Here is a 22,370-nt window from a genome sequence, read left to right as displayed (position 1 = left end):
TATACTTCATTTTATTATATCAGCCTTTTGAGAAATTCGTTTGTACCTCTTGAATCGGCCAATATCGTAAATCAACTTTACCGACAACTGTATCAGCTTTCACAAAGCCGAAGTGCCTACTATCCCAGCTACCAAGGCGGTTGTCACCAACTACAAAAATAGAACCGGGTGGTACAAACTTTTCTTTCGTTAACTCTTCTAGTTTAAAATCGCCTGTTAATTGCCGTCCATTTGTCTCTTTCTTATACGTCTCTAAATAAGGTTCATCCACGAATTGTCCGTTTATATATAATTTATCATGCTTATATTCGATATGATCCCCAGGTAAACCGATAATTCGCTTTACATAGTCCTCTTTTTTATTCGCATGAAAAACGACGACATCAAATCGATTCAAGTCCCCTACTTGATAACTCACCTTATTCACAACGAGCATATTTCCATCTTGCAATGTCGGCATCATTGACTTCCCCTCTACAACGTACGTTGAAAAGAAAAACGTTCGAAAAAATACAGCTAATAGTACACCAATTAAAATTGTTCTTACCCACTCTAGCCCTTCTTTTTTCAAAGTTTTCTTCATTCGCTTCTCCCCTCGCCCTTTAATGATGAAGCTTGCATTTATAAAGTGAAACTTAATCGGTGGGGGTTTTGTTCATCCCCCACCGATTATTAGCCCGCACCAATCGGGCATTTACGGGCAGTTTGATCTCCCACCTAACTTCTTTGCTTCAGTCGAATTTTTTGGTGGGAGTTTTACTGCCCTCAAATAGCGGGACAAAGAAGACTTTTCCTAATGTAGTTCTAACTTTACTTCAATTTTTTTACCGACATACCATAAAATAAAAATAACAACGCCCACAATAACCGATTTCACCGGCTTATGAATAAATGACACTAAATCATGACCGATATACGTTAAAATAAAGATCATAACAAGCTTTCCAAATGCTAATGCTAGTCCAAACTGTTTTACGCTAATGCGAGATAAACCAGCTACAACGTTTATAAGCGCAGATGGTGTGAACGGAAAACAAAATATAACAAAGATTGGCGCGAACCCTTTTCTTTCAATCCATCCCATCGCTTTTCGCACTCTCTCATGCTTATTTACAAAAGAAAAGAAACGACTTCTTCCAAAGCTACGAATAATGAAAAATACAAGCATTGCACCAATTACTGACCCAATCCATGAATAAAGAAAACCGAACCAAAAACCAAATGCAACAGCATTCGCCAACACAAACACAATGAGTGGCAATGCTGGAATAAGCGCCTCTATCATCGGTAAGCCAATACCGAGAAGCGGTCCGAACGCACGATAACTTTCAACAATATGATCCATATTTTCTGGTGAAAAATACTCTTTGATCGTTTGAAAATCCATTCTACACTTTACCCCTTTACTCTAATTACTACCTCTACTGTATCATTGCTTAAATGAAAGAGGAAATGGTAGATACGACATATGGAGATGTATTTATTAAAGTTTCCATATCATTCGCTAGAATTCCTTCATTATTATGCTATGATAATCTTTCAATATTCGACAAGGTTTGTTGTACGTTTGGTTGTTTGAGGAACAATATTTTTTGATGATTTTTTCGGTAAATGAAATTACACCGGTGATTTTCTGAATACATCGACCACAATTTGATTTTTATCGACTTTCCGACAAAAACAGACAAATAAAAAGGATGAGTCTCCCCATCCTTTCCCTCTCACACTTCGCCTTCCTTCACAAAATACACTTTCTCATATGCTGGTGTTAATTTAGATTCTTCATTTTTATCAATCTCTTTAAAGCAAGGATTTCCTTGTTTTTTCTTACGATCTTCATACTCTGTCCGTAATTTCGCTGTACGATTTTGCTGATTTTCAAAGCTACTTTTTGACATTTCTAGTTTCACAGCGAAACCATTTATAAATCTAATAATAAGATTTCCATCTTTTAATTCTTTATTATCTTCAATATGAAAATGAGATAACCACGCACACTCTTTTCGAGAATAAGAATACGTAGGGAAAAAATAAAGTTGATCTGTCGGGCTAATTGCGATAGGAGCTTTATGTGTAATACGCGTTAACTCCTTCGTTCCTTCTTTTCTTCCAAAGAAACTAGAACCATGCTTCCGGCAACTTCTCTCTATAATATCAAGAGGCTTTTGAAATACGAAAAAAGAATCTTCCATTTCTACAATTCGCGTAACAACTTTCTTTTCTCCTAGAACAACAGGAAGTAAGGCCATTGTATTTTTGCTTACAACATAGTTTTCGACATAACGTTCTACTTTACTTTCCATAGTCTACTGTCTGCTACTACAAATATAGGAAAATGTATATCCTTAGAGTATGTAGTTTTTGCACGCTAAGAATACTTTTATCTATACTCGCTCTTTTGTTAGTAACAGATTTTTCACCTCTCTTTTTTTAATTTTCGATTGCTATTTAATTTCCCTTCTTCATTTCCCTTTTATAGTAGCACCTACGAAAAGGAAATGGTTTACATTCCACGATTCTTTACAAATACTTATAATAAATCAAATATAATATAAATTTGTTAATAATGATATATGAATATTAAAGGAATAATCTGTATAAAAAAAGGATTCTATATACGAAAAAAGAATTTATATCATTTGTAATATGTTTAACACATTCCCCTTTTCATATAATTACAGCAATTAATTTTGCTATAATTAAAATATAAATCAAATATACGAAGGTCTCTCATGGAAGAAAAGCAAGATCATCCAACAATTCAAATGAAAAATAGTAGCATTGTTATCGTAAAAAATTCAGCGAGTATTATATTCGGTTTATTTTTTATTTTACTGTTCTTCGCGAAGCCTTTTCGTAAATCTAAATGTCCAGAATGCAAGAAACGTGAAAAGAAAAAAGCTGTGAAAGAACACTAAAAGGCCTTCCTTTACGGAAAGCCCTTTTACATACTGATTGCCATTTCCTTCATTCTTCTTCATCCTCAAAAAACCTACTATTTTTTCTTCCAAGATTCTCTGTATCTCTTTCAACCTGTAATATGGTTCTTGATCTAAATACCGAGAATGAGACTTCCTCAAATCAATTACCGTCACTTTATCATTTTCATAAGTTTTCGAGTACGCCTTTATTTCTTCAATCGTACTTTTTAGGCTGTCTTTATTACTAATATAAATATCGTATATCTCAACAACAAAAAAAGGATGGCATAAGCCATCCTTTTTTCTATAATAAACTATAAAATTATAGTTTGATTACGTTTTTAGCTTGAGGTCCACGGTTGCCATCTTCGATTTCGAAGCTAACTTTTTGGCCTTCTTCTAAAGATTTGAAACCATCAGTTTCGATTGCAGAGAAATGTACGAATACATCGTTTTCGCCTGGAACTTCGATGAAACCGAAGCCTTTTTCGTTGTTAAACCATTTTACTTGTCCTGTAACTGTCATAATTATTTCCTCCTACGAAAATACATTTTATTTAGTCTTCATGTATAAAAAAAGAATCCACACATTATCAAATTCGAAAAATAAACTAGTTCTCACATACTTTTTCCCGTTTGTTTTCGGCATTTGATAATATATGGATTGCTTAATTTAATTATTCAACTGGTATTATCATAACATACTTAAAATAGAATGTACAATCCTTTTTAAAAATAAAATTTCTAAATTTTATTATTTCTTATAAAATATAACCACACCTATTCTAATAAGGAGGCGTGTATGACAGAAATAATCCCTAAAAAAACATTAAAGAGAATTGAAAAAGATATTGAAAATAACAACCTTGGAAAAGCAAGAGATAGATTACACGGATTAATCACTACTTATCCGAATGAATTAGCACTTAGGAAAAAACTCGGTGACATTTACTTTACATTACAATACCCAGAAATGGCTGGACGGTATTGGTATCTTGAAAAAGAGAAAACAGATGTTATGCACGCGGCATGTCTACAATTTGAAAAATCGATGGGAAACGACTCTTATCATATTGTACGTGCTTTAAAATTCAAAGGAGATCGTAACATTATTACAGGACTACACACCGAACGTCCCTTACAGCCATTGCAGAAAAAAGTGATAGAGGAACTAATTGATGATTATGAAGAAACATGGAAAGACAAACTATTTACATGGGGCTGTCTATCATTATTCGCATTCCTTCTTTTTACTGCTATCGTTGGTATATTCACTATATTGGATTGGATATTTTAAATAGAAGTGAACGTCCCACAATACGACGACAAATAAAATTACATCAACTTTCCGACAAAGTTTAACAATGGCAGCGACGTAATAATAAATAAGAAAAGTGCCCCAAAAATATTTTTTGGGGCACCTACTTATACCTTTATTTCGTAAACTGTTCTTCTTCTGTGGATCCCTTTAGAGCAGTCGTTGATGAAGTACCGCCTGTAATCACTTGTGCTACTTCATCAAAGTATCCTGTTCCTACTTCGCGTTGATGGCGCGTTGCAGAGTAACCGTATTTCTCTGCTGCGAACTCTGCTTGTTGTAATTCAGAGTACGCTGCCATGCCGCGCTCTTTATAACCACGCGCTAATTCAAACATGCCGTAATTTAATGAATGGAATCCAGCAAGCGTTACGAACTGGAATTTATAACCGTACGATGCAATTTCTTTTTGGAAGCTTGCAATCGTTTTTTCATCTAATTTTTGTTTCCAGTTAAAAGAAGGGGAACAGTTGTAAGCAAGTAGCTTCCCTGGATATTTCTTATGAATTGCGTCCGCAAAGCGTTTTGCATCTTCTAAATTTGGCTCCGACGTTTCACACCAAACGAGATCTGCATACGGCGCATACGCTAAACCACGTGCAATTGCTTGATCAAGACCTGCTTTCGTATGATAAAACCCTTCTGGCGTTCTTTCACCTGTAATAAACTCTTGATCAACTGGATCGATATCGCTCGTAATTAAATCTGCCGCATCTGCATCTGTTCTTGCGACGATAATTGTTGGTACACCCATTACATCCGCAGCAAGACGTGCCGAAATTAAATTACGCACCGCTGTTTGCGTCGGTAATAATACTTTTCCGCCTAAATGCCCGCATTTTTTCTCTGAAGATAATTGGTCTTCAAAGTGCACGCCAGATGCACCCGCTTCAATCATCCCTTTCATTAATTCAAATACGTTTAACTGTCCACCAAACCCAGCTTCAGCATCCGCCACAATTGGAACGAAATAATCCGTATCACCGCTACCTTCCATATGCTGAATTTGATCAGCACGTTGAAGTGTTTGGTTAATTCGTTTTACAACAGCTGGCACACTGTTCGCTGGGTATAAGCTTTGGTCAGGATACATATGTCCAGAAAGGTTCGCATCTGCCGCTACTTGCCAACCGCTTAAATAAATTGCTTTTAATCCAGCCTTCACTTGTTGCATCGCTTGGTTTCCTGTTAATGCCCCAAGTGCATTAATATAATCTTCTGTATGAAGTGATTTCCAAAGCTTCTCTGCACCGCAGCGCGCTAACGTATGTTCAATATCAATCGATCCGCGCAGACGAATTACATCTTCAGCTGTATATGGACGTGTTATCCCTTTCCAGCGCGTATCTAATTCCCAGCTTTCCTGCAATTTATCAATTCTTTCGTTTTTCATATGTTCCATCCCCTTTTCTTGTTTCTTATAAAATTTCATAACCCGGTAATGTTAAAAACGGCATGAACTCGTTATTACGAACAAGGTTTGTAAACAGTTTTGTAGCTTCTTCAAATCTCCCCTTATTAAATGCTTCCTTACCAATCTCTCTTTCTATTTTTGCTAGTTCTTCTTCTTTCAATTCTTCCATTAATTTAAAAGTGATATTACGGCCATCACTTAGCTTTCCACCCTCATGACGAATCCACTGCCATACTTGTGCTCTTGATATTTCTGCTGTTGCTGCATCTTCCATTAAGTTATAAATTGGAGCTGCTCCCCGCCCGCTTAACCAAGATGCAATATATTGAATACCGACGTTAATATTCGTGCGAAGACCACCTTCTGTAATCGTTCCCATCGGTACTTCTAATAAATCCTTTTCTGTTACACGTATTCCTTCACGCTTTCTAAAAATTTGATTTGGCGTTTTCATTATGTGATTAAATACTTCCATTGCAACCGGTACAAGTCCCGGGTGGGCAACCCAAGTCCCATCATGACCGTCTAAAGCTTCGCGCTCCTTATCAGCACGCACTTTCTCGAAAGCTGCCTCATTTGCTTCTGGGTCATTTTTAATTGGGATTTGCGCCGCCATCCCTCCGATTGCTGGCGCGTTACGACGATGACACGTTTGAATAACTTTCAAAGAATACGCGCGCATAAACGGCGCTGTCATCGTGACTTGCGCTCTATCCGGAAGTAAAAATTCATTATGATTACGGAAGCTCTTTAAGAAACTAAATATATAATCCCATCGTCCGCAGTTTAAACCAGCAGAATGATCTCTTAGTTCATACAAAATTTCATCCATTTCAAATGAAGCGTGAATCGTTTCTATTAACACAGTCGCTTTAATCGTTCCGTTCGGAATACCGATATACTTTTGAGCGAATACGAAAACGTCATTCCATAATCTTGCCTCTAAGTAACTTTCCATTTTCGGTAAGTAAAAGTATGGGCCACTTCCTTTTGCTAAAAGCGTCTTCGCATTATGGAAAAAGTACAAACCAAAATCTACTAAACTGCCAGACATGTTCTTGCCGTCAACTTGCATATGTTTTTCTTCTAAATGCCACCCTCTCGGACGCACAATTAATACAGCTGTTTTACTATTTAAACGATATTCTTTTCCGTTTTCATTTTTATGTGAGATCGTTCCCTTACTCGCATCTCGTAAGTTAATTTGACCTTCGACAGCATTTCTCCAAGTTGGCGCATTCGAATCTTCAAAGTCTGCCATAAAAAGATGTGCTCCTGAATTTAAAGCGTTAATGACCATCTTTCTATCCACCGGACCAGTAATCTCCACGCGGCGATCCTCTAAATTTTTCGGAAGCTGGGCGATTGTCCAATCCCCTTCACGTATATGCTTTGTTTCTTCTAAAAACGTAGGAAACTCCCCTGCATCAATTCTTTTTTGTTTCTCCACACGCTTTTTTAAAAGTTTCGTGCGGCGTTCATTGAAATTTTCATGCAGTTCCTTTAAAAAACTAAGCGCCTCAGGTGTCAATATTTCGTTGTACGCTGGTAACATTTCTCCGGCCAGTGTAACCCGTGAAGTTTGCGTCGACATATTAGCATCCCCTTTTAAAACTGTCTTATAACAGATTTGATTTTATGTTTTATATTATATAACAATTCTTCGGAAAAGGAAGTTTTTTTTGAAAATTTAATAATTTTTTTTACAAAACTGTGTTTATCCATTATGATTTCAAGCAAAAAAAGAGCCAGTGTTATATAACACTGGCTCTTTTTTATAAAGTGAAACTAATAATCAGTGGGGGGGTTGTTCATCCCCCACTGATTATTGGCTCTCACCAATCGGGCTTTTACGGGCAGTTGATCTCCCACCTAACTCCCTCGCATTCGCCGAATTTTGAGGTGGGAGTCTTACTGCCCTCAAATAGCGGGATAAATTATTGTTGCTGATCATTTAAAATTGCTTTGTATAGGAACTGTGCATATTGTTCACGTGTTACTTTCATACCTGGCGCAAAGTTACCTGAACCATCACCTGCTGAAATGCCATTTGAACCTACTGCATTAATTGCTTTAGCTGCCCAATGTCCTGCTGGTACATCTTTAAATCCTGGTGTACTTTTCACTTGTAACTCAAATGTTTCCGTTAAAATTTGTGCCATTTCTGCACGTGTTAACGTATCTTTTGGTCTGAAGTTTCCACTACCATCACCTTTAAAGATTTCTAATTCTGTTAATGCTAAAATTTCAATTGGGAACATTGTTGAGTTATCATCAACGATATCTTTATATGTACTTACAAACTCATGATCTTCATCAAAGTATTGGTCCCCATCAATTGTACGGTAAATTAACGCCGCTACTTGCTCACGTGTTACATTATCACCAAAACCGAATCTTCCATCTCCGTAACCAGCAATAATTCCCCAATCTGCTAGATTTTGGATCGCTCCATAAGACCAATGCCCTTTCGGTACATCTTTAAATGTAACAGGAGCAGCTTGTTGTTGTTTCACAGCTACTTCAGCATTTGCTGTAGTACCTTGTCCGCTTAATCCAATTCCACCCATAATTGTTAAAGCTGTTGCTACTTTTAAAATCTTTTTCTTCACTGTATTCTCTCCCTAAAAAAAACATATTTTTTTCTAATATAAAGAATTTATGGAAAAGTAACAATACACTTATCCATATAATGTTTGTCTAATTTGTGAACTGTACTTCATATACTTATCTTTATACTTAATTAACAATAAAGTTACTAAATCATACTTTTTTCCCACAAAAAGTAACTATAATTAACCTTTTTTTTCCATAAACACTGGACACCGAACTATGAACAGCAGAATAAATATACAGATAAACAATTTAAAATAAGAAAAAAGCGCGTAATTCCCGCGCTTTTTTAAAAGAAATATGATATATTAATATAATTTTATTTTTCTTGTACTATATTTTTAAAAACTTCCGTTTCATGTTATTCATCTTTCAAATTAAAATTAATAATAGCTTTATTTAAAAATGTTGCATATTGCTCACGTGTTACAACTTTATTTGGTTCAAACTTTCCATTCCCTGTTCCTGCTATGACATTATTAGCTTGCAGAGCACTAATTGCATTTTTTGCCCAGTAATTATTTGGTACATCTTTAAATGTATGCTGTTGCTTCGCTTCAAAGGAATATGTCTGTGTAAGAACTTGCGCTACTTCTGCACGTGTTATTGTTTCTCTAGGTCTAAAGTTCCCCTTCTCATCACCTTTAAAAATACCGCGCTCTGTTAATGCTAAAATTTCATTTGGAAACATTGTTGATCTTTCAGAAATATCCTTATAAGGATTTTTTAATGGGCCTTCATGTTTTATATTAAGTGCGCGATACAGTATTGCCGCCACTTGTTCACGGGTTACATTATCACCTACACCAAACTTTCCATTTCCATAACCTAGCATAACTTTATGATACGCCACTTCTATAATATATTCATATGCCCAATGGTCTACTGGAACATCATCAAATACAATCATTTCTGGATATTCTTCTGCTTTTATATTAGGAACATTTGCGCTTACCAATACTCCACTCATAATAGTCGCTGCCGCCATTATACGGAACATTTTTTTCTTCATTGTCCTCTCTCCTTCATTTCCACTTTATTAAAAGTGGAAAATAATAGACTAAATTCTTTTCCCATATTACATATGCTGCATTTGCAAACCGTATGTAATATATTGCATTTTTAACATCTATTATTTTGAAGATTACTAGGTGAGCCAATTCGCTCTCAATTCCAATTGGTATTCTGAATTGCATGCAAATCATTTGAAGAAATATTCTTATCTTTGCGCTCTAGTTTCTCTATTTAATTTTCAAAAAGGATAAACAAAAGCTTTTGCAAAGATGTTATATATACAATATTCTACTATCTACTAATCAAGTCCTTCACTTATAAAAATTTCACTTTATAGACAAAAAAAGCGCAAATATCATATTTGCGCTTTTTTCGAGCTTCATAGATTAATCGTTTACGTAGAATCTATGAAGTGCATTATTTAAGAACTTCGCATACTGTTCACGGGTTACAAGTTTTTCTGGTTCGAATAAAGTGAAACTTTAATCAGTTGGGGTTTTGTTCATCCCCCACTGATTATTAGCTCTCACCAATCGGGCGTTTACGGGCAGCAGGGCTTCCACCTAACTTCTTTGCTCCATCTAAATTTTGAGGTGGGAGTTTTATTGCCCACAAATAGCGGGATAAACCATTACCAGTTCCAACTATAGCTTTATTAGATTGTAAGGTGCTTATCGCATCTTTAGCCCAATGGTCTTCTGGTATGTCAGTAAATGTATGTTTTTCTTTCACTTAGAAAACCTTTATTTCTAAAAACTTCACCTTTCAGACAAAAAAGTACAAGTATAATCTACTTGTACTTTTTTATACTCTTATTTATTCCCATTTCCCTGGTGAATTATAAATTGCTTGTTGTAGAAACTTAGCGAATTGCCCACGTGTAACGAGCATTTCAGGCTCGAACTTACCATCTCCGGTTCCTACTACGACTTTATTAGACTGCAATGCACTAATTGCATCTCTTGCCCAATAGTTTTCTAGTATATCTGTAAATGTATGCGGATGCTTTGCTTTTAACGTATATGCTTTCGTTAAAATTTGTGCTAATTCTGCACGAGTCAATGTTGCTTTCGGACGGAAATTCCCATTTTCGTCTCCTTTAAAAATACCAAGGCTTGTTAAATGTAAAATTTCGTAAGGGAACATTGTTGATTTCCCACTAATATCTCCATATGGATTCTCTTCAAATGGACTTCTTTTTAAATTGAGTGCGCGATGTAGTACTGCTGCTGCTTGTTCACGTGTTATATTATCTTCTACCCCAAACTTACCGTTTCCATATCCATACATAATACGGTGATATACTAAATTCATAATTTCATTATAAGCCCAATGATCATTTGCTAAATCATCAAATTCTAGCATAATATCAGGTGGAGGTGGAGATTGTTGAATTCCATCTGTATTTGCTGAAACAATATTACCGCTAACAAATATCCCCCCTATTAAAGTTAATGATGTCGCTATCTTTAATAACTTTTTCATCTCTCTCATCCGCCTCTTCCTTTATTTTCCTACTTTTATATTGTACAAAAAATAAGAAAATTCTCAATACGTTAGGAGGTAATTTTTTACACTTCATAATACGTATTTTCTTTTACCACCACTTTTTCATCCTTCGTTTTTCGAAAAGTAAACGCCATTCCTACAAATATAAGAATAATCCCTACAATTTGCATACTAGTCGGTCTAAAACCGGTAAAGACCGTATCTAACAAAATTGCAACCGCAGGATCTAAAAACACTAATACCGAAATTAATCTCGTCGATAAACCTCTTAAACTGTCAAAAAACAAGTAATATACAAATCCCGTATGTATAAGTCCTGTCGCTGTGATCATCATCCAGTTCATCTCTGTTAATCCTTGAAACTTCCCGAAGTCTACGAATGGTAGCAATAAAAATATACCCAAAAAAGTTTGTAAAAATGTCATCGCATATGCACTCGTATGCTTAATTCCTTTTCCGAGCAACGTTGTAAATGCATAAAATAAAGCTGCAAGAAGCGCCCACACCATTCCAGACGACATAAGTTTCTCAAGCGACATACTTCCATCTACCCCAGCTACTAAAACTGTACCGATGAAACATATGGTAATGGACAGAACCGCAAATGCTGTTAACCTCTCTTTAAATACAATACTACCAATCATTAATACGATGATCGGTGCAAGATGATATACAGAAATCGCAATTGTAATCGACATGACTTCAAACGCTTTAAATAAAAACACCCAGTTAAAAACGAGAAATACGCCACACGCTAATATTTGCACAATTTCTTTTTTATTCCATTTCTCATTTTTATATTGTCCCGTTGCAAACCAACATAGCGTTAAAAATAAAGTCGCACAAATACAACGAATAAATACTAATTCAAAAGATGGTAAACCCGTTTGGACAGAAAAAAATCCAATCGATCCGAAAATAGACATCGAAAGGATCATTTTTATAGCCGGCATTGATTTTGAATGAAACAAAATATTAACCTCCTAAATATTTAACTGAATATTCTACGTATTATACACTATAATTTTCCAAAACTCGAATCATCCACAATAAAAAGAAGCAGTACACTACTGCTTCTTCTGTTTTTCATATTGTTCAAACGTATGAATTCTTTCGAAAATTGGCGGATGTGTGTATAAGAAAAATTTCACTAACGCAGGTGGATTTACTTGGCTTAAACTTGTTTTTGATAAGTATTGAAAAGTTTTCACACCTGAATTTCCATCTTTCGTCATATCTAAAGCGTATTGATCTGCCGCTCGTTCTTCTATACGAGAGACGTAGTTTGTTGCTGGTTGTGACGCAAAGGATAGTACAGAAGAAATTAAGAAAAATAAAGGTAAAATCGAGAAACATGCCATTTTGGAAATTTGCAGCGTATCTCCCCATTTTCGAATACACATATTTAAAATACGACTAATTAAATACATACCTATAAACGATATGAAAATATAACTCGCAACGCCCCAATATATATGTTTCATTACGTAATGTCCCATTTCATGGGCCATAATAAATAAAATCTCTTTATCTTTTAATTGCTGAAGTGTTGTATCCCACATTACAATACGAAGGTTTTTTCCAATTCCTGTTACATATGCATTTAACGCATTCGTTTTTTCCGACATATTTACTTCATATACATGTTCAGATGGAATATCAGCTTTATCTGCGATCGCTAAAATTTTCGTTTCTAATTCCTTATTTTTCAGCGTTGAAAAATCATTATAAAGTGGATCAATTACAACAGGTTGCACAAACGTTAAGAAAATCGTAAACGGAACAGAGAGCGCCCATCCTGCTAGCCACCATCTCTTCGGAAATTTACGGATGAGCCATAACAGAACCGAAACAATGAGTAACATAGTCGCATAGTTCACCCAAAAATCGATGACATGATCTTTTATCCAGCTTTGTGTGCTTTGCGTAGATATTCCGTAATCAACGGATACTTTACGCCCAATCCATTGCATCGGTAATGCAAGAACTGTTGTTAGTAGTGATAAATAAAAGAAATAAATCGCAACTTGTAAGACATTTATTTTGGTCGTTTCCTTCGACCATTTCTCAAACTTTTTTGAAATACCGAGCACAAGTACAAACAATAAAATAATCCATTCAAGAGGCGTCGCTAAAAAGAACAGTAAGTTTTTCACGCGCGAATAATCTTGGCTTAGCGTAAGCTCCCTCGCATTCATAAAAGTTTCTGGATCTGCACTCGTTCCTTTATACATGTCCGGAATGAGTTCATGATTCCATCCAAATAAATACCAATATATAAGTAACGCAAACCCAACGTACAAAAAAAACGACCACCCAATAACTTTCCTCACGCTATTCCCTCCTCTATGCTGCCTGTCTATTATTATTGTAAGTTCGTACATGCTAAATTAGAACAAGCTTATTATGAGAATTGCTCGAGAGCCTTCTACTTACATAAAAAAAACTCTTCTACATAAGAAGAGTTTCACCTACCTTTAGACACTTTATTCGGTTCATGGGATAAGAAATGCACTGGCAAACCGCCTTTTAGATAAAATAAAGAGCCTCTCCTTAAGGAAGTACATCTATTAACAAACTAAAATCTTGCAAAGAAAAAGAACTATATTTCATAATACCTTGTACAGTTAGAAGTAAAATAAGACCCATCACACACATATAATTAATACTTTCTTCATGCTTTTTCTCAGCAACTACTCCGCCCGTTATGCATAAAATCCCTAATAAATGGAGCGCTAAATACATAAAAAAGTAAGCTTCCTCCCAGCGAAGAACAACATTTACTGTCGTAATCAATACTAAACTCAGTACAATCAAATAAAAAAACTTATTTGATGATATTGTTTCATTCATATAATTTTATACATCCCTTTCAAATTTCGAATTAATAATGATTTAGTTTTCATAAAATAAAAGTCCCCATCACTTTCTCAAACATTTTATGAGCCCTAACATAATTCACTTCATTTTTTACATACTGTCTGAAGATGCGCTTCATCATTTCTTCTATAATAAAGCTGACTATTATTAATGTCCCTAACACGATAAAAAGAAAAATAATATTTCCTGTATCATTATTGATGGAAAAGTACTTATATCTAATAGAAGTACAATAATCTATCATTTCCTTCAATATTTTCTCAAACATCTTCTCTACCTTACTTATCTCCTGCTATACTCGAAAAGCTCTTTTCCTTCTCCGCATATATAACAGGCACTTCTTTACTCCAATATTTGCGATTCACAAATAAAAAGATGAGCACTAAGTTTAATCCTGTCATAAAAATAATTAATCCTGGAAAGAATGTCGTATAGTTCGAAAAATCGGCAAAACTCATTATCTTTTCTCTACTTACTAAAAAAGAAGAACTAAGCACAAGCGCATTGTTTAACATATGAATAGCAATTGGCATGAGCAAGCTTTTCGTACGAATATATACGATTGATAGTACGATGCTAAACACAACTGCACCAAGGAAATCAACATGTAAGCAAGCAAATAAAAGCGCTACAACGACCATTGCTATACTAGTACCCCATTTTGCTGCAAAACGCTGCAGTAAAAACCCTCGAAAAACAAACTCTCCGACAATAGGCGCGATAAATACAACCCTAATAAATTGAAATACATATCCCCCAGTACTATCTATAATCGGTTCATGCAAGGCATTCATAATAAAATCTGGTGTAATCCATGCAAAGCTGTACATATATAAAATAAGATAGCCGTAACTAAACATACAAAGCATAATCGCGATGTACAAAACTTGCACTAGGTTAAATGTTTCGTTTCTATTAATAAATAATGAAAATGAAACACGATGCTTTCTATATCCGTAAAAAAGCCATATTATTGGAAGGATATAAAATATAAGCATATTTATAAAAGATGAATTCTGTATATGAAATGTATTTTCTAGCACTTCATTACTACTTTGTGCTATTAAAATTAGTAATGCAAATACAATTAAAAAATATCTAGCTCGCATCGTTTGAAACGGATTCACATTCATCTCCTCCCCATGTTACTTTTATCATATCATTTGAATCTTAATTTTTTGTGAAAGAAAACCTTAAAATTTCCTTAAAAATTCCATAAGTTACAAAAAGATGATATGATATTCGAGGAAATTAGGAGGGATTCATATGTATCACGCAAATATTCTACTCATTGATGATGAAACAGCAATTTTACAATTACTAACTACCATTCTTGAAAAAGAAGGTTTTTCTCATATTACAACTGCAACATCTGCGGAAATAGCCTTATCTCTCACCGAGCAAAACAATTACGATTTAATTATTTTAGATGTAATGCTTCCTGGACAATCCGGTTTTGACATTTGTCCAATCCTTCGCCAAAAAACGGATTGCCCTATCTTCTTCCTAACAGCAAAAACATCTGATGTAGATAAAATTTCCGGATTTTCATACGGTGCGGATGATTACATTACGAAACCATTTAATCCACTAGAAGTAGTCGCTCGTATGAAAGCTCAACTCCGAAGACATATGAAACAAAACATACAAGAACAAAGAATATACTCCTTTTCTTTTGGGAGATTTGAAATTGATCAACATTCTGCGGAACTAACAGTAGATGGAAACGTTGTCGAATGTTCCGCTCAACTCTTTCAACTACTACTATTCTTTTGTGAGAATCCGAACTACGTATTTTCGAAGGAAGAATTATATGAAAAAGTTTGGGGAGCACCTGCCTATAATGGAGATGATAATACTGTTATGGTTCACATTCGAAAACTACGTGAAAAAATTGAACAAGATCCAAGTAAACCAGAATACATAAAAACAGTTCGTGGACTTGGCTATAAGTTCATTACAAAGTAGGTTAAAGATATGAATTTTAATAAACGACTTATAATCCAGTTTATTTTACAACACGTTTTTGTCTTAGTTACGTTACTTATCGCAGTAATTGCTTCTTTTTCTTATTTAATTTTTCTTCTTAATAGTACTTTATATGAACCTAATATTTCTGATTATGATACCTTTACAATCTCCGAATATATTTCTTCTGAAGACAATAACATTACTTTAAAATCTAAGGTAAAAGATTTAATAACAGAAAAGAGTGATTGGCTTCAAATTGTAGATGAAGATGGAAAGGTCCTTTACAACTTTAATACGCCTAACGATGTTCCGACCTCTTACACAAAGACATCCTTACTTACGTATTTACAGAATAGTAACAACAATATTTATAAATTTAACTATTGGGAAATTAAATTAGAAAAGAAACCAGTGATCGTTATTTACGGTGCCAAACTAAAAAGTAATGCATTACTAAAAACGATACAACAAGGACACCCTTCTTTATCATTAAATGAATTTGCATTAACTGAACAAGAAAAACAATTACTTTCTAAAGAAAAAGCAACACTGCAAATATTTAATAACAATGGCGAAGAAGTTTTTTCCTATCCAACTGGGAAGAAAAAAACATTTTCGGCTATAAAAACGGCTCTTAATGAAAAAGAACCGTGGAATTATAAAGAAAATACATCTAGTTTTTACGATTCAAATAGCGGTCATCTCGTCGTTGTATCCGCCCCAAACGCTCATTATTATCCAGATGATGAATTAGATGATATATTTACCAAGAAACTTCTAATCGGATGCAGCTTAATCCTCCTTATTGTGTTTGCTTATTTAGTCATTCTTTCAATTTGGTATGGAAATAAGTTTGGAAAGCCTTTATTACACACGATGCGCTGGCTTAAAAACATAGCCGGAGGAAAATATGAAGAACCTGTTAGTAAAAAAGGCAAACCTGTTCGGTTTCGGCGCTCCGGTAAAGAAAAATGGTCGTTCCGCATATTTAAAGATGTTACAAACTCACTAGAGCACCTTTCTATTACTTTGAAAAAGAACGATGCAATGAGAAAAGTACTGCAACAAACACGTGAAGAGTGGATTACCGGCCTGACGCATGATCTAAAAACACCGCTTAGCTCTATATACGGCTATGCATTATTACTAGAATCGAAGCAATATAATTGGACGGATCAAGACATTCAACAATTTGGCCATGTAATGAAAGAAAAATCTCAATATATGACTACATTAATTGACGACTTAAGCTTAACATATCAATTAAAAAATGATACTCTGCCTGCGCAACACGTAAATGTTGAAATTAATCAGTTCGTCCGAAAAGTACTATTACAATTTATTAATAACCCGACACTACAAAATCAAAACATTGAATTCGTGCCAAGTTCAAGCAAAATCCAATATTTTATTGAAGAAAAATGGTTCCAACGTATTATCGAAAACTTACTCGCAAACGCTGTAAAACATAATAATGAAACGACAAACGTAATCGTAAAACTTTCGCAAAATGCAAATTCATTTACACTATCTATTTCAGATAATGGAAAAGGTATGGATGATAAAACGAAAGAACTTCTATTCGAGCGATATTACAGAGGAACGAATACAGAAGAAAGCAACATCGGAACTGGACTTGGTCTCGCCATTACAAAACAGCTCGTTCATGCCCATAACGGAACGATTTTCATTGATAGTGAAGTTGGAAAAGGAACGACAATTATACTTGTGTTTCCATTTAGTTCGTAGGAAAAGGTGCTTTTATAAAGCACCTTTCTCTTTTCGGAACAGCGCGCTAGTAAATGAAATTATATCGACTTAACTATAAAATACAACAATAGTAGCAACCTATTAATAAAAGAAGACCGTCCAAAAATACCTTTTGAACGGTCTTTCTTTCTATTATTTCTTCTTCACCGGTATCCAAAGTTCAATTTGAGCGAACTCACTTTTGTCTGCATGGGAACGTTCATCGTATAGCTCAAACTCATTAACGCCGCAATGTTCGTATCCTGAATGCGGGAACCATTCTGAGAATACTGCATTCCACGTTTGGTGAATAGACGATACCATTTCTTCATGAGGAACTTTCGGCGTTGTAAATACTGCATATGTCGCCGCTGGGAATGTACGCTTTGCAACTGCATTTGGTACATTTTCAAAGTCTGTAACTTCCATTCCGATAATATAAGTGAAGTCCCCTGTTTCTAAATTAAAATCAGTACATAATCCAAGTTCTACCCATTGGCTCGTATCTTTACGATTCGGAATCGTCGTTCCAAGATCTTTTTGTAAATATTCTTGCCAAAATGCTGGAATGTCTTGGTGGTTTTTTCCTTCTTTACTTGTCGTCTTCAGCTCATAACCCGCCATTAAAAATTCTGGTTTATTTACAATACGATATTCCATTTGTATGCCCCCTAAATATGGATTTAATTTTCTTTGTTTTACATTCACTCTATAATACATTGGTGTTTCGATTTCTTGTTTTCGATATTCACTTGGTGTCATTTGAAATAATTTTTTAAAGGCTCTCGTGAACGTTTCGTGAGATTGAAAGCCATGCTCAAATGCGATATCAATAACTTTTTCATCCGTATGAGAAAGTTGATAAGCTGCCCGGGCTAACCTCCTCTTTCGAACATACTCCATTACTGTATCGCCTACTAACGCCTGGAATACACGATGAAAATGCGACTCAGAAAAACCTGCAACACGTGCTAAATTACGTAGCGTTTGTTTTTCCATTACATCTTCCTCAATATAATCAATTGACCTTTGAATTTGTGTTTCATAGCTTTCCATCTCTGTTCACCCGCCTTATATGTATTATGATAAAAGAGAATCCTATCCAATTCTTGACGTTTTTTACTATAATTCCATAAAAATTGTAACTTTTTTATATGTATTTCGTTGTTATGTATGAAGGGAGGGAAATGTAGTGAAACGCAAACAATCATTAGAAGAAATTTACTCAGAGCATATGCAAGATTTATTTCGCTATCTTCTCTCCCTAACCGGAGATTCTCATAGTGCTGAAGATCTCATGCAAGAAACATTTTACCGAATGCTCGTCCATATTGACTATTATAAAGGAGAAGAAATTAGGCCGTGGTTATTTACAATCGCCTACAACGCCTTTATCGATTGGTACCGAAAAGAAAAGAAGTATAAAACAACGCAAATTGAAGAATTCCATTTACCAAACGTGCCAAGTACAGAACACTCTTATTTCGTAAAATATGAGATTACTAGTTGGTTACAAAGTATATCCCCTCTTCCGCTCGAAAGACGAAATGTGTTACTACTACGAGATTACTACGGATTCTCTTATAAGGAAATAGCAGAAATGGCTGGTCTCTCGTTAGCAAAAGTAAAAATTGAATTACACCGAGGACGAAAAGAAACGAAAAGCATAAAGGAGTGATACAGATGGGTTGTGCAGAGTTTAAAAAACTGTGGGAGAAATACGAAAAAGGAACGCTCACACAGGATGAGCAAGAGCGGTTAGAAAGTCATATAGAAACTTGTGCAGAATGTGAAGCTCATTTAGATGAATTGCTTGCGAAGAGTGAACCCGTAAAGAAAAAATTACCGCCAAAAGATCTTAAAGTTCCTTTTTGGAGAATTAAGTGGAAACATCGGTTACAAACGTTTGGTTTTATATTATCCATTTGCATCGTTATATATATAATCGGCGGGGTATTATCAGCCTTTTATTTTCAAGCTAATAATGATAAAAGGCTAGAAGAAATTAGAGAAGTTCCTTCGCTTGCACTTGAAGCAACTATCCCAAACAGCCGCGTTATGGGCGGTGGAACAAGTGTAGAAGCTTTTTTCCGTACGAACAGCAGCTTCGATTTAGTAAGAACCGTCGGTAAAAAAGAAATGCCACTCGGTACAGTAGAAACAAAAAGCTTCTTATCATCTGTAGATGTCACGAAACAAACTTGGATGAATCCGTTCTATCAACCAAAACTCTTCTTTGTTCATCCCAAAACAAAGCAGGGTGATTATTTAAAGGATTCCTCAAAAAAAGTATGGGATACACTTGCAAAAGTACATGATGGAACAGTTGCAGAAGTAGCAATTTCTTTTGATAAAACTTACACTTTAAAAGAATTAGAACCGCTTTTATATAGCATATTCGAAGCACAAGAACTCCCTCCAACTCCTGTATGGTACGCTTTAGATACAGGACAAGAAAGAAAAAATGTAGATGACTATATCTTACATGGCGGAGAAGCTATAGGATTTCCAGAACATGTAAGATTTCTAGATAGTAACGCAGACAAGTACAAAACGCCAGAAGATCAAGTAATCGAAATGATGCACGTCCTTTCTATCCATAAAAAAACGGTAAGTAAAATAGCAGCACTTCCTGAGAAAGAACTAAACTTAGATAAACGTTATAAATATGTAAAAGATAACGGCGTAAAAGTATACGGCATTGTCATTACGGGGCCGTCGAAAGAATTATTAAAATTACAAAACTCCCCGCACGTACGTTATGCGACTCTTGGAGATATTGAGGTTTGGAATTGGTTTGATTAGTGAAAATGAAAAGGTTGTGCAGAAAATAGCAGCTATTTTCTACACAACCTTTTTAATAATTTAAAACCTATATTTCACTAACAGAATCCGTGAATAAAGCGTGGAATACGTTAACTTCCCCCATACGTAAACATTCCGTTTCTATATCAGGAATTGCAGTTCTAGCAACCTCTCGTTCTACTCTTACAAATCCTTTTGTACTCATTAGTTTCTCAAATTCACAAATGGTATCCATTTCTACATCGATTGTTTCAAAAGTCCATTCCCTTACATCTTCATCATATGTTGTTTTTAATACGTAGTAATAATAATATTTATCAAGTAAGCTAACAAAAACCCCTAAATCAAGGCGCTCGCCTCTTGATTTTCGTATCCAATCAATATCATCATTTAACATCGGTTCTTTTCCATTTAGTAACACATTATATTCTAGACAATTATATAGGTTTAAATCTGTATAGTCTGACACGTGATAATCACAAAATGTTGACTCGATTAAAGACAAAACTTCCTTTTGAGAGCTTTCGTTTTTTATAAAACTCTCTTTCAAGTCTACAAACTTTTTATGCTCTTTGGACTCCTCGTACAATCCTTCTTCTTTCACAATATTTTTCGGAAAGAATTTGTAAACTGTTTCTTTTAATTCATTCATCATTTCAGGTTTTGCCGTTTTAACCATTCTGTAAATCCTCCTATGCTAAAAAGAATTCTCACCGCAATAAAGAATCATACCCTAAATATGTTATTAATTAACAAATAAATTATATTAAAATAAGCAATATGATTCAATTCTGTTTTTTAAAAATTTTTCTGTTATAATGGCTGATTCCGAACATTAGGTTTATCATAATATGAAAATTACAACAAAAAACGACAAAAATCTTTAAATTACCTTAAAAAATATAACAATCCATATATAAAGAACGAAAGATTCTAAAGCGATTATTGAAAAATATATTATTTTGTCACATTAAAAATTAGTACTTTTTTCACAAATTATTTTTGATGGAAAACTTTATAATTTTTTTTTTTACTATAAAAGGTATTTCTCTGGTAAAATATTATAGTCTCGTAAAAATGTAACACATTTCCATACGAACAACCCTTTAAAGCGAAAAGGTGTCATCATAATTGATGACACCTTTTCCTATTACAAATAAACTAATTAGAAATCACTTTCACATACATCCCTCTTATCGCCTTTTCATAAGCGATATCGCTCATCTGTCTTATTTTTTCCGATACAACAGACGATCGAACAACTTCACCTTCACGAAGTAATGGAGGATCAATAAGACGCACTTTATTTTTCTGATGTAGATCATACTCATTTCTATCTTCTTTTACTTCTATACTTGGATGAACTTTTCTTAATAAAGCATCTACTTCTTGATCTTTACATAGCCGCAATTTCGTAATAAGCTCATGATCTTCAAGAAGAAAATCATCTGGATGGATTATCTTTTTATGAAGAGCTAATTTTAACGTTTTAGCTAACATATCGTTTCCATAAATATTCATTGGTTTCATAAAGAAATCAATTACTTCTTTGTAATACGTCTTCGTAAACCATTCTGCAATTTCAATATTTTGAAGAACCATTTTCCCATCTACTTCGATTAAATCCTCTAAAAAACTATGAACTTCTTCTAAAGAAATATATCCATATGTAAACATATCCCGTAATGTGTAATCCACTCGGTCTGCACATAATTCTGGCGCAGATTTTTCAAGTAATGTCCACTTCGAATCATCTAACAAAATATCTTCATAGTTATAACCATGTTTTGAAAGAATCGCCGGGATTTCCGAGTTTTTCACGACAGAACTAAATATTTCTTCATGATAACTTTCGTTTTCGTTATCAAAAACGTAATCGATCACATGGGAAAAAGCAGTATGCGATACATCATGTAGTAAGCCAGCAATCTGTTCTTCTACTGAACCACCAAGTTTTTTAATTAACAACATAGCACCAACTGAATGATCAAAACGTGTTACATTCCATTTCTCATTCATTAAGTAACTTGCTCCGGCCTGATGAACCCCTTTCAGCCTTTGCACAGGTTTACTTAAAATTAATTCTTCTAACACTTTATCTACTTTAAACTCACCGTATATGACATCTAATATGATCACTTAAAATCCCCCTTTTCAAGCAGAGTCTTCTTATAGT

At 34.6% G+C, this 22,370-nt stretch carries 24 protein-coding genes and 2 pseudogenes; 6 read left to right on the top strand and 20 right to left on the bottom strand.

Translation table 11 applies throughout. The annotated features are described in order from the left end of the window. Positions 1-19: 19 nt before the first annotated feature. From lepB to NSQ69_RS27710, 4 genes and pseudogenes are all read right to left on the bottom strand, one after another. Positions 20-583: a signal peptidase I gene (gene lepB, locus NSQ69_RS05950; RefSeq protein WP_002011277.1), complete on the bottom strand. Its 564-nt coding sequence runs from the start codon at positions 581-583 to the stop codon at positions 20-22. A gap of 210 nt (positions 584-793) precedes the next feature. Next, complete coding sequence (locus NSQ69_RS05945; protein WP_002011278.1) at positions 794-1,387, bottom strand: TVP38/TMEM64 family protein; 594 nt, start codon at positions 1,385-1,387, stop codon at positions 794-796. Positions 1,388-1,721: 334 nt separating this feature from the next. Continuing rightward, positions 1,722-2,303 carry a competence protein ComK gene (locus NSQ69_RS05940; protein WP_002011279.1) on the bottom strand — a complete coding sequence of 194 codons (582 nt, stop codon included), beginning with the start codon at positions 2,301-2,303 and terminating at the stop codon, positions 1,722-1,724. Positions 2,304-2,352: 49 nt separating this feature from the next. After that, positions 2,353-2,430 (bottom strand): annotated as a pseudogene (locus NSQ69_RS27710) (RNA-guided endonuclease TnpB family protein); the annotation flags it as partial. A 302-nt stretch (positions 2,431-2,732) separates the two neighbouring features. Between NSQ69_RS27710 and NSQ69_RS05935 the strand changes: the two are divergent. Further along, a complete protein-coding gene (locus NSQ69_RS05935) occupies positions 2,733-2,918 on the top strand; it encodes a hypothetical protein (protein ID WP_002011281.1) in 186 nt (61 codons plus the stop codon). Positions 2,919-2,967: 49 nt separating this feature from the next. Here the strand turns inward: NSQ69_RS05935 and NSQ69_RS05930 are convergent. Together NSQ69_RS05930 and cspA are read right to left on the bottom strand one after the other, a co-directional pair. Next, positions 2,968-3,185: pseudogene (locus tag NSQ69_RS05930) on the bottom strand (hypothetical protein). A gap of 58 nt (positions 3,186-3,243) precedes the next feature. Then, positions 3,244-3,447, bottom strand: a complete 204-nt coding sequence (gene cspA, locus NSQ69_RS05925; protein WP_002011282.1) for an RNA chaperone/antiterminator CspA — start codon at positions 3,445-3,447, stop codon at positions 3,244-3,246. Between the two features lie 276 nt (positions 3,448-3,723). On the opposite strand from cspA, the gene NSQ69_RS05920 reads away from it, so the two are divergent. Continuing rightward, positions 3,724-4,218, top strand: coding sequence for a DUF6584 family protein (locus NSQ69_RS05920; protein WP_002011284.1), 495 nt, complete (start codon positions 3,724-3,726; stop codon positions 4,216-4,218). A 136-nt stretch (positions 4,219-4,354) separates the two neighbouring features. Here the strand turns inward: NSQ69_RS05920 and aceA are convergent, their stop codons facing one another. The 11 genes from aceA to NSQ69_RS05865 all read right to left on the bottom strand — a co-directional run bounded on the left by aceA (position 4,355) and on the right by NSQ69_RS05865 (position 14,796). Then, positions 4,355-5,632, bottom strand: a complete 1,278-nt coding sequence (gene aceA, locus NSQ69_RS05915) for an isocitrate lyase (protein WP_002125874.1) — start codon at positions 5,630-5,632, stop codon at positions 4,355-4,357. Between the two features lie 25 nt (positions 5,633-5,657). Beyond that, complete coding sequence (gene aceB, locus NSQ69_RS05910) at positions 5,658-7,247, bottom strand: malate synthase A (RefSeq protein WP_078177024.1); 1,590 nt, start codon at positions 7,245-7,247, stop codon at positions 5,658-5,660. A gap of 343 nt (positions 7,248-7,590) precedes the next feature. Continuing rightward, positions 7,591-8,265 carry an S-layer homology domain-containing protein gene (locus NSQ69_RS05905; protein WP_002064191.1) on the bottom strand — a complete coding sequence of 225 codons (675 nt, stop codon included), beginning with the start codon at positions 8,263-8,265 and terminating at the stop codon, positions 7,591-7,593. Between the two features lie 362 nt (positions 8,266-8,627). Continuing rightward, complete coding sequence (locus NSQ69_RS05900; protein WP_088291215.1) at positions 8,628-9,278, bottom strand: S-layer homology domain-containing protein; 651 nt, start codon at positions 9,276-9,278, stop codon at positions 8,628-8,630. 521 nt (positions 9,279-9,799) lie between these two features. Next, positions 9,800-10,012 (bottom strand): S-layer homology domain-containing protein, encoded by a 213-nt coding sequence (locus NSQ69_RS27705; protein ID WP_002168915.1) that lies wholly within the window; start codon positions 10,010-10,012, stop codon positions 9,800-9,802. Between the two features lie 84 nt (positions 10,013-10,096). After that, positions 10,097-10,774, bottom strand: a complete 678-nt coding sequence (locus NSQ69_RS05890; RefSeq protein WP_002011235.1) for an S-layer homology domain-containing protein — start codon at positions 10,772-10,774, stop codon at positions 10,097-10,099. 77 nt (positions 10,775-10,851) lie between these two features. Then, positions 10,852-11,760 (bottom strand): DMT family transporter, encoded by a 909-nt coding sequence (locus NSQ69_RS05885; protein WP_002125864.1) that lies wholly within the window; start codon positions 11,758-11,760, stop codon positions 10,852-10,854. Between the two features lie 96 nt (positions 11,761-11,856). Further along, positions 11,857-13,122, bottom strand: coding sequence for a M48 family metallopeptidase (locus NSQ69_RS05880; protein ID WP_002186445.1), 1,266 nt, complete (start codon positions 13,120-13,122; stop codon positions 11,857-11,859). 220 nt (positions 13,123-13,342) lie between these two features. Further along, on the bottom strand, positions 13,343-13,642 hold the full coding sequence (locus tag NSQ69_RS05875; RefSeq protein WP_001006056.1) for a hypothetical protein: 300 nt from the start codon (positions 13,640-13,642) through the stop codon (positions 13,343-13,345). Between the two features lie 49 nt (positions 13,643-13,691). Beyond that, positions 13,692-13,937: a hypothetical protein gene (locus NSQ69_RS05870; RefSeq protein WP_002125861.1), complete on the bottom strand. Its 246-nt coding sequence runs from the start codon at positions 13,935-13,937 to the stop codon at positions 13,692-13,694. A gap of 10 nt (positions 13,938-13,947) precedes the next feature. Beyond that, positions 13,948-14,796, bottom strand: a complete 849-nt coding sequence (locus NSQ69_RS05865; protein WP_002125860.1) for a CPBP family intramembrane glutamic endopeptidase — start codon at positions 14,794-14,796, stop codon at positions 13,948-13,950. A 139-nt stretch (positions 14,797-14,935) separates the two neighbouring features. Between NSQ69_RS05865 and NSQ69_RS05860 the strand changes: the two genes are divergently transcribed. Together NSQ69_RS05860 and NSQ69_RS05855 are read left to right on the top strand one after the other, a co-directional pair. Then, on the top strand, positions 14,936-15,637 hold the full coding sequence (locus tag NSQ69_RS05860; protein ID WP_002011226.1) for a response regulator transcription factor: 702 nt from the start codon (positions 14,936-14,938) through the stop codon (positions 15,635-15,637). A 9-nt stretch (positions 15,638-15,646) separates the two neighbouring features. Then, on the top strand, positions 15,647-17,389 hold the full coding sequence (locus NSQ69_RS05855; protein WP_002168919.1) for an ATP-binding response regulator: 1,743 nt from the start codon (positions 15,647-15,649) through the stop codon (positions 17,387-17,389). 153 nt (positions 17,390-17,542) lie between these two features. On the opposite strand, the gene NSQ69_RS05850 is transcribed toward NSQ69_RS05855, so the two are convergent. Further along, complete coding sequence (locus NSQ69_RS05850) at positions 17,543-18,445, bottom strand: AraC family transcriptional regulator (protein ID WP_002030329.1); 903 nt, start codon at positions 18,443-18,445, stop codon at positions 17,543-17,545. A gap of 136 nt (positions 18,446-18,581) precedes the next feature. Between NSQ69_RS05850 and NSQ69_RS05845 the strand changes: the two genes are divergently transcribed. Continuing rightward, a complete protein-coding gene (locus NSQ69_RS05845) occupies positions 18,582-19,067 on the top strand; it encodes an RNA polymerase sigma factor (RefSeq protein ID WP_341099023.1) in 486 nt (161 codons plus the stop codon). Positions 19,068-19,072: 5 nt separating this feature from the next. Then, positions 19,073-20,194 (top strand): anti-sigma factor, encoded by a 1,122-nt coding sequence (locus tag NSQ69_RS05840; protein WP_341099022.1) that lies wholly within the window; start codon positions 19,073-19,075, stop codon positions 20,192-20,194. A gap of 67 nt (positions 20,195-20,261) precedes the next feature. On the opposite strand, the gene NSQ69_RS05835 is transcribed toward NSQ69_RS05840, so the two are convergent. Continuing rightward, the gene (locus tag NSQ69_RS05835; protein WP_341099021.1) at positions 20,262-20,873 is read right to left on the bottom strand and encodes a hypothetical protein; all 612 of its coding nucleotides are present in this window, start codon (positions 20,871-20,873) and stop codon (positions 20,262-20,264) included. Between the two features lie 482 nt (positions 20,874-21,355). Continuing rightward, on the bottom strand, positions 21,356-22,333 hold the full coding sequence (locus NSQ69_RS05830; protein ID WP_002125846.1) for an HD domain-containing protein: 978 nt from the start codon (positions 22,331-22,333) through the stop codon (positions 21,356-21,358). Positions 22,334-22,370 lie beyond the last annotated feature (37 nt).

The sequence above is a fragment of the Bacillus sp. FSL R10-2201 genome (assembly GCF_038008665.1).
Classification (GTDB): Bacteria; Bacillota; Bacilli; order Bacillales; family Bacillaceae_G; genus Bacillus_A; species Bacillus_A mycoides.
This window is presented reverse-complemented; position numbering and strand designations above follow the sequence as displayed.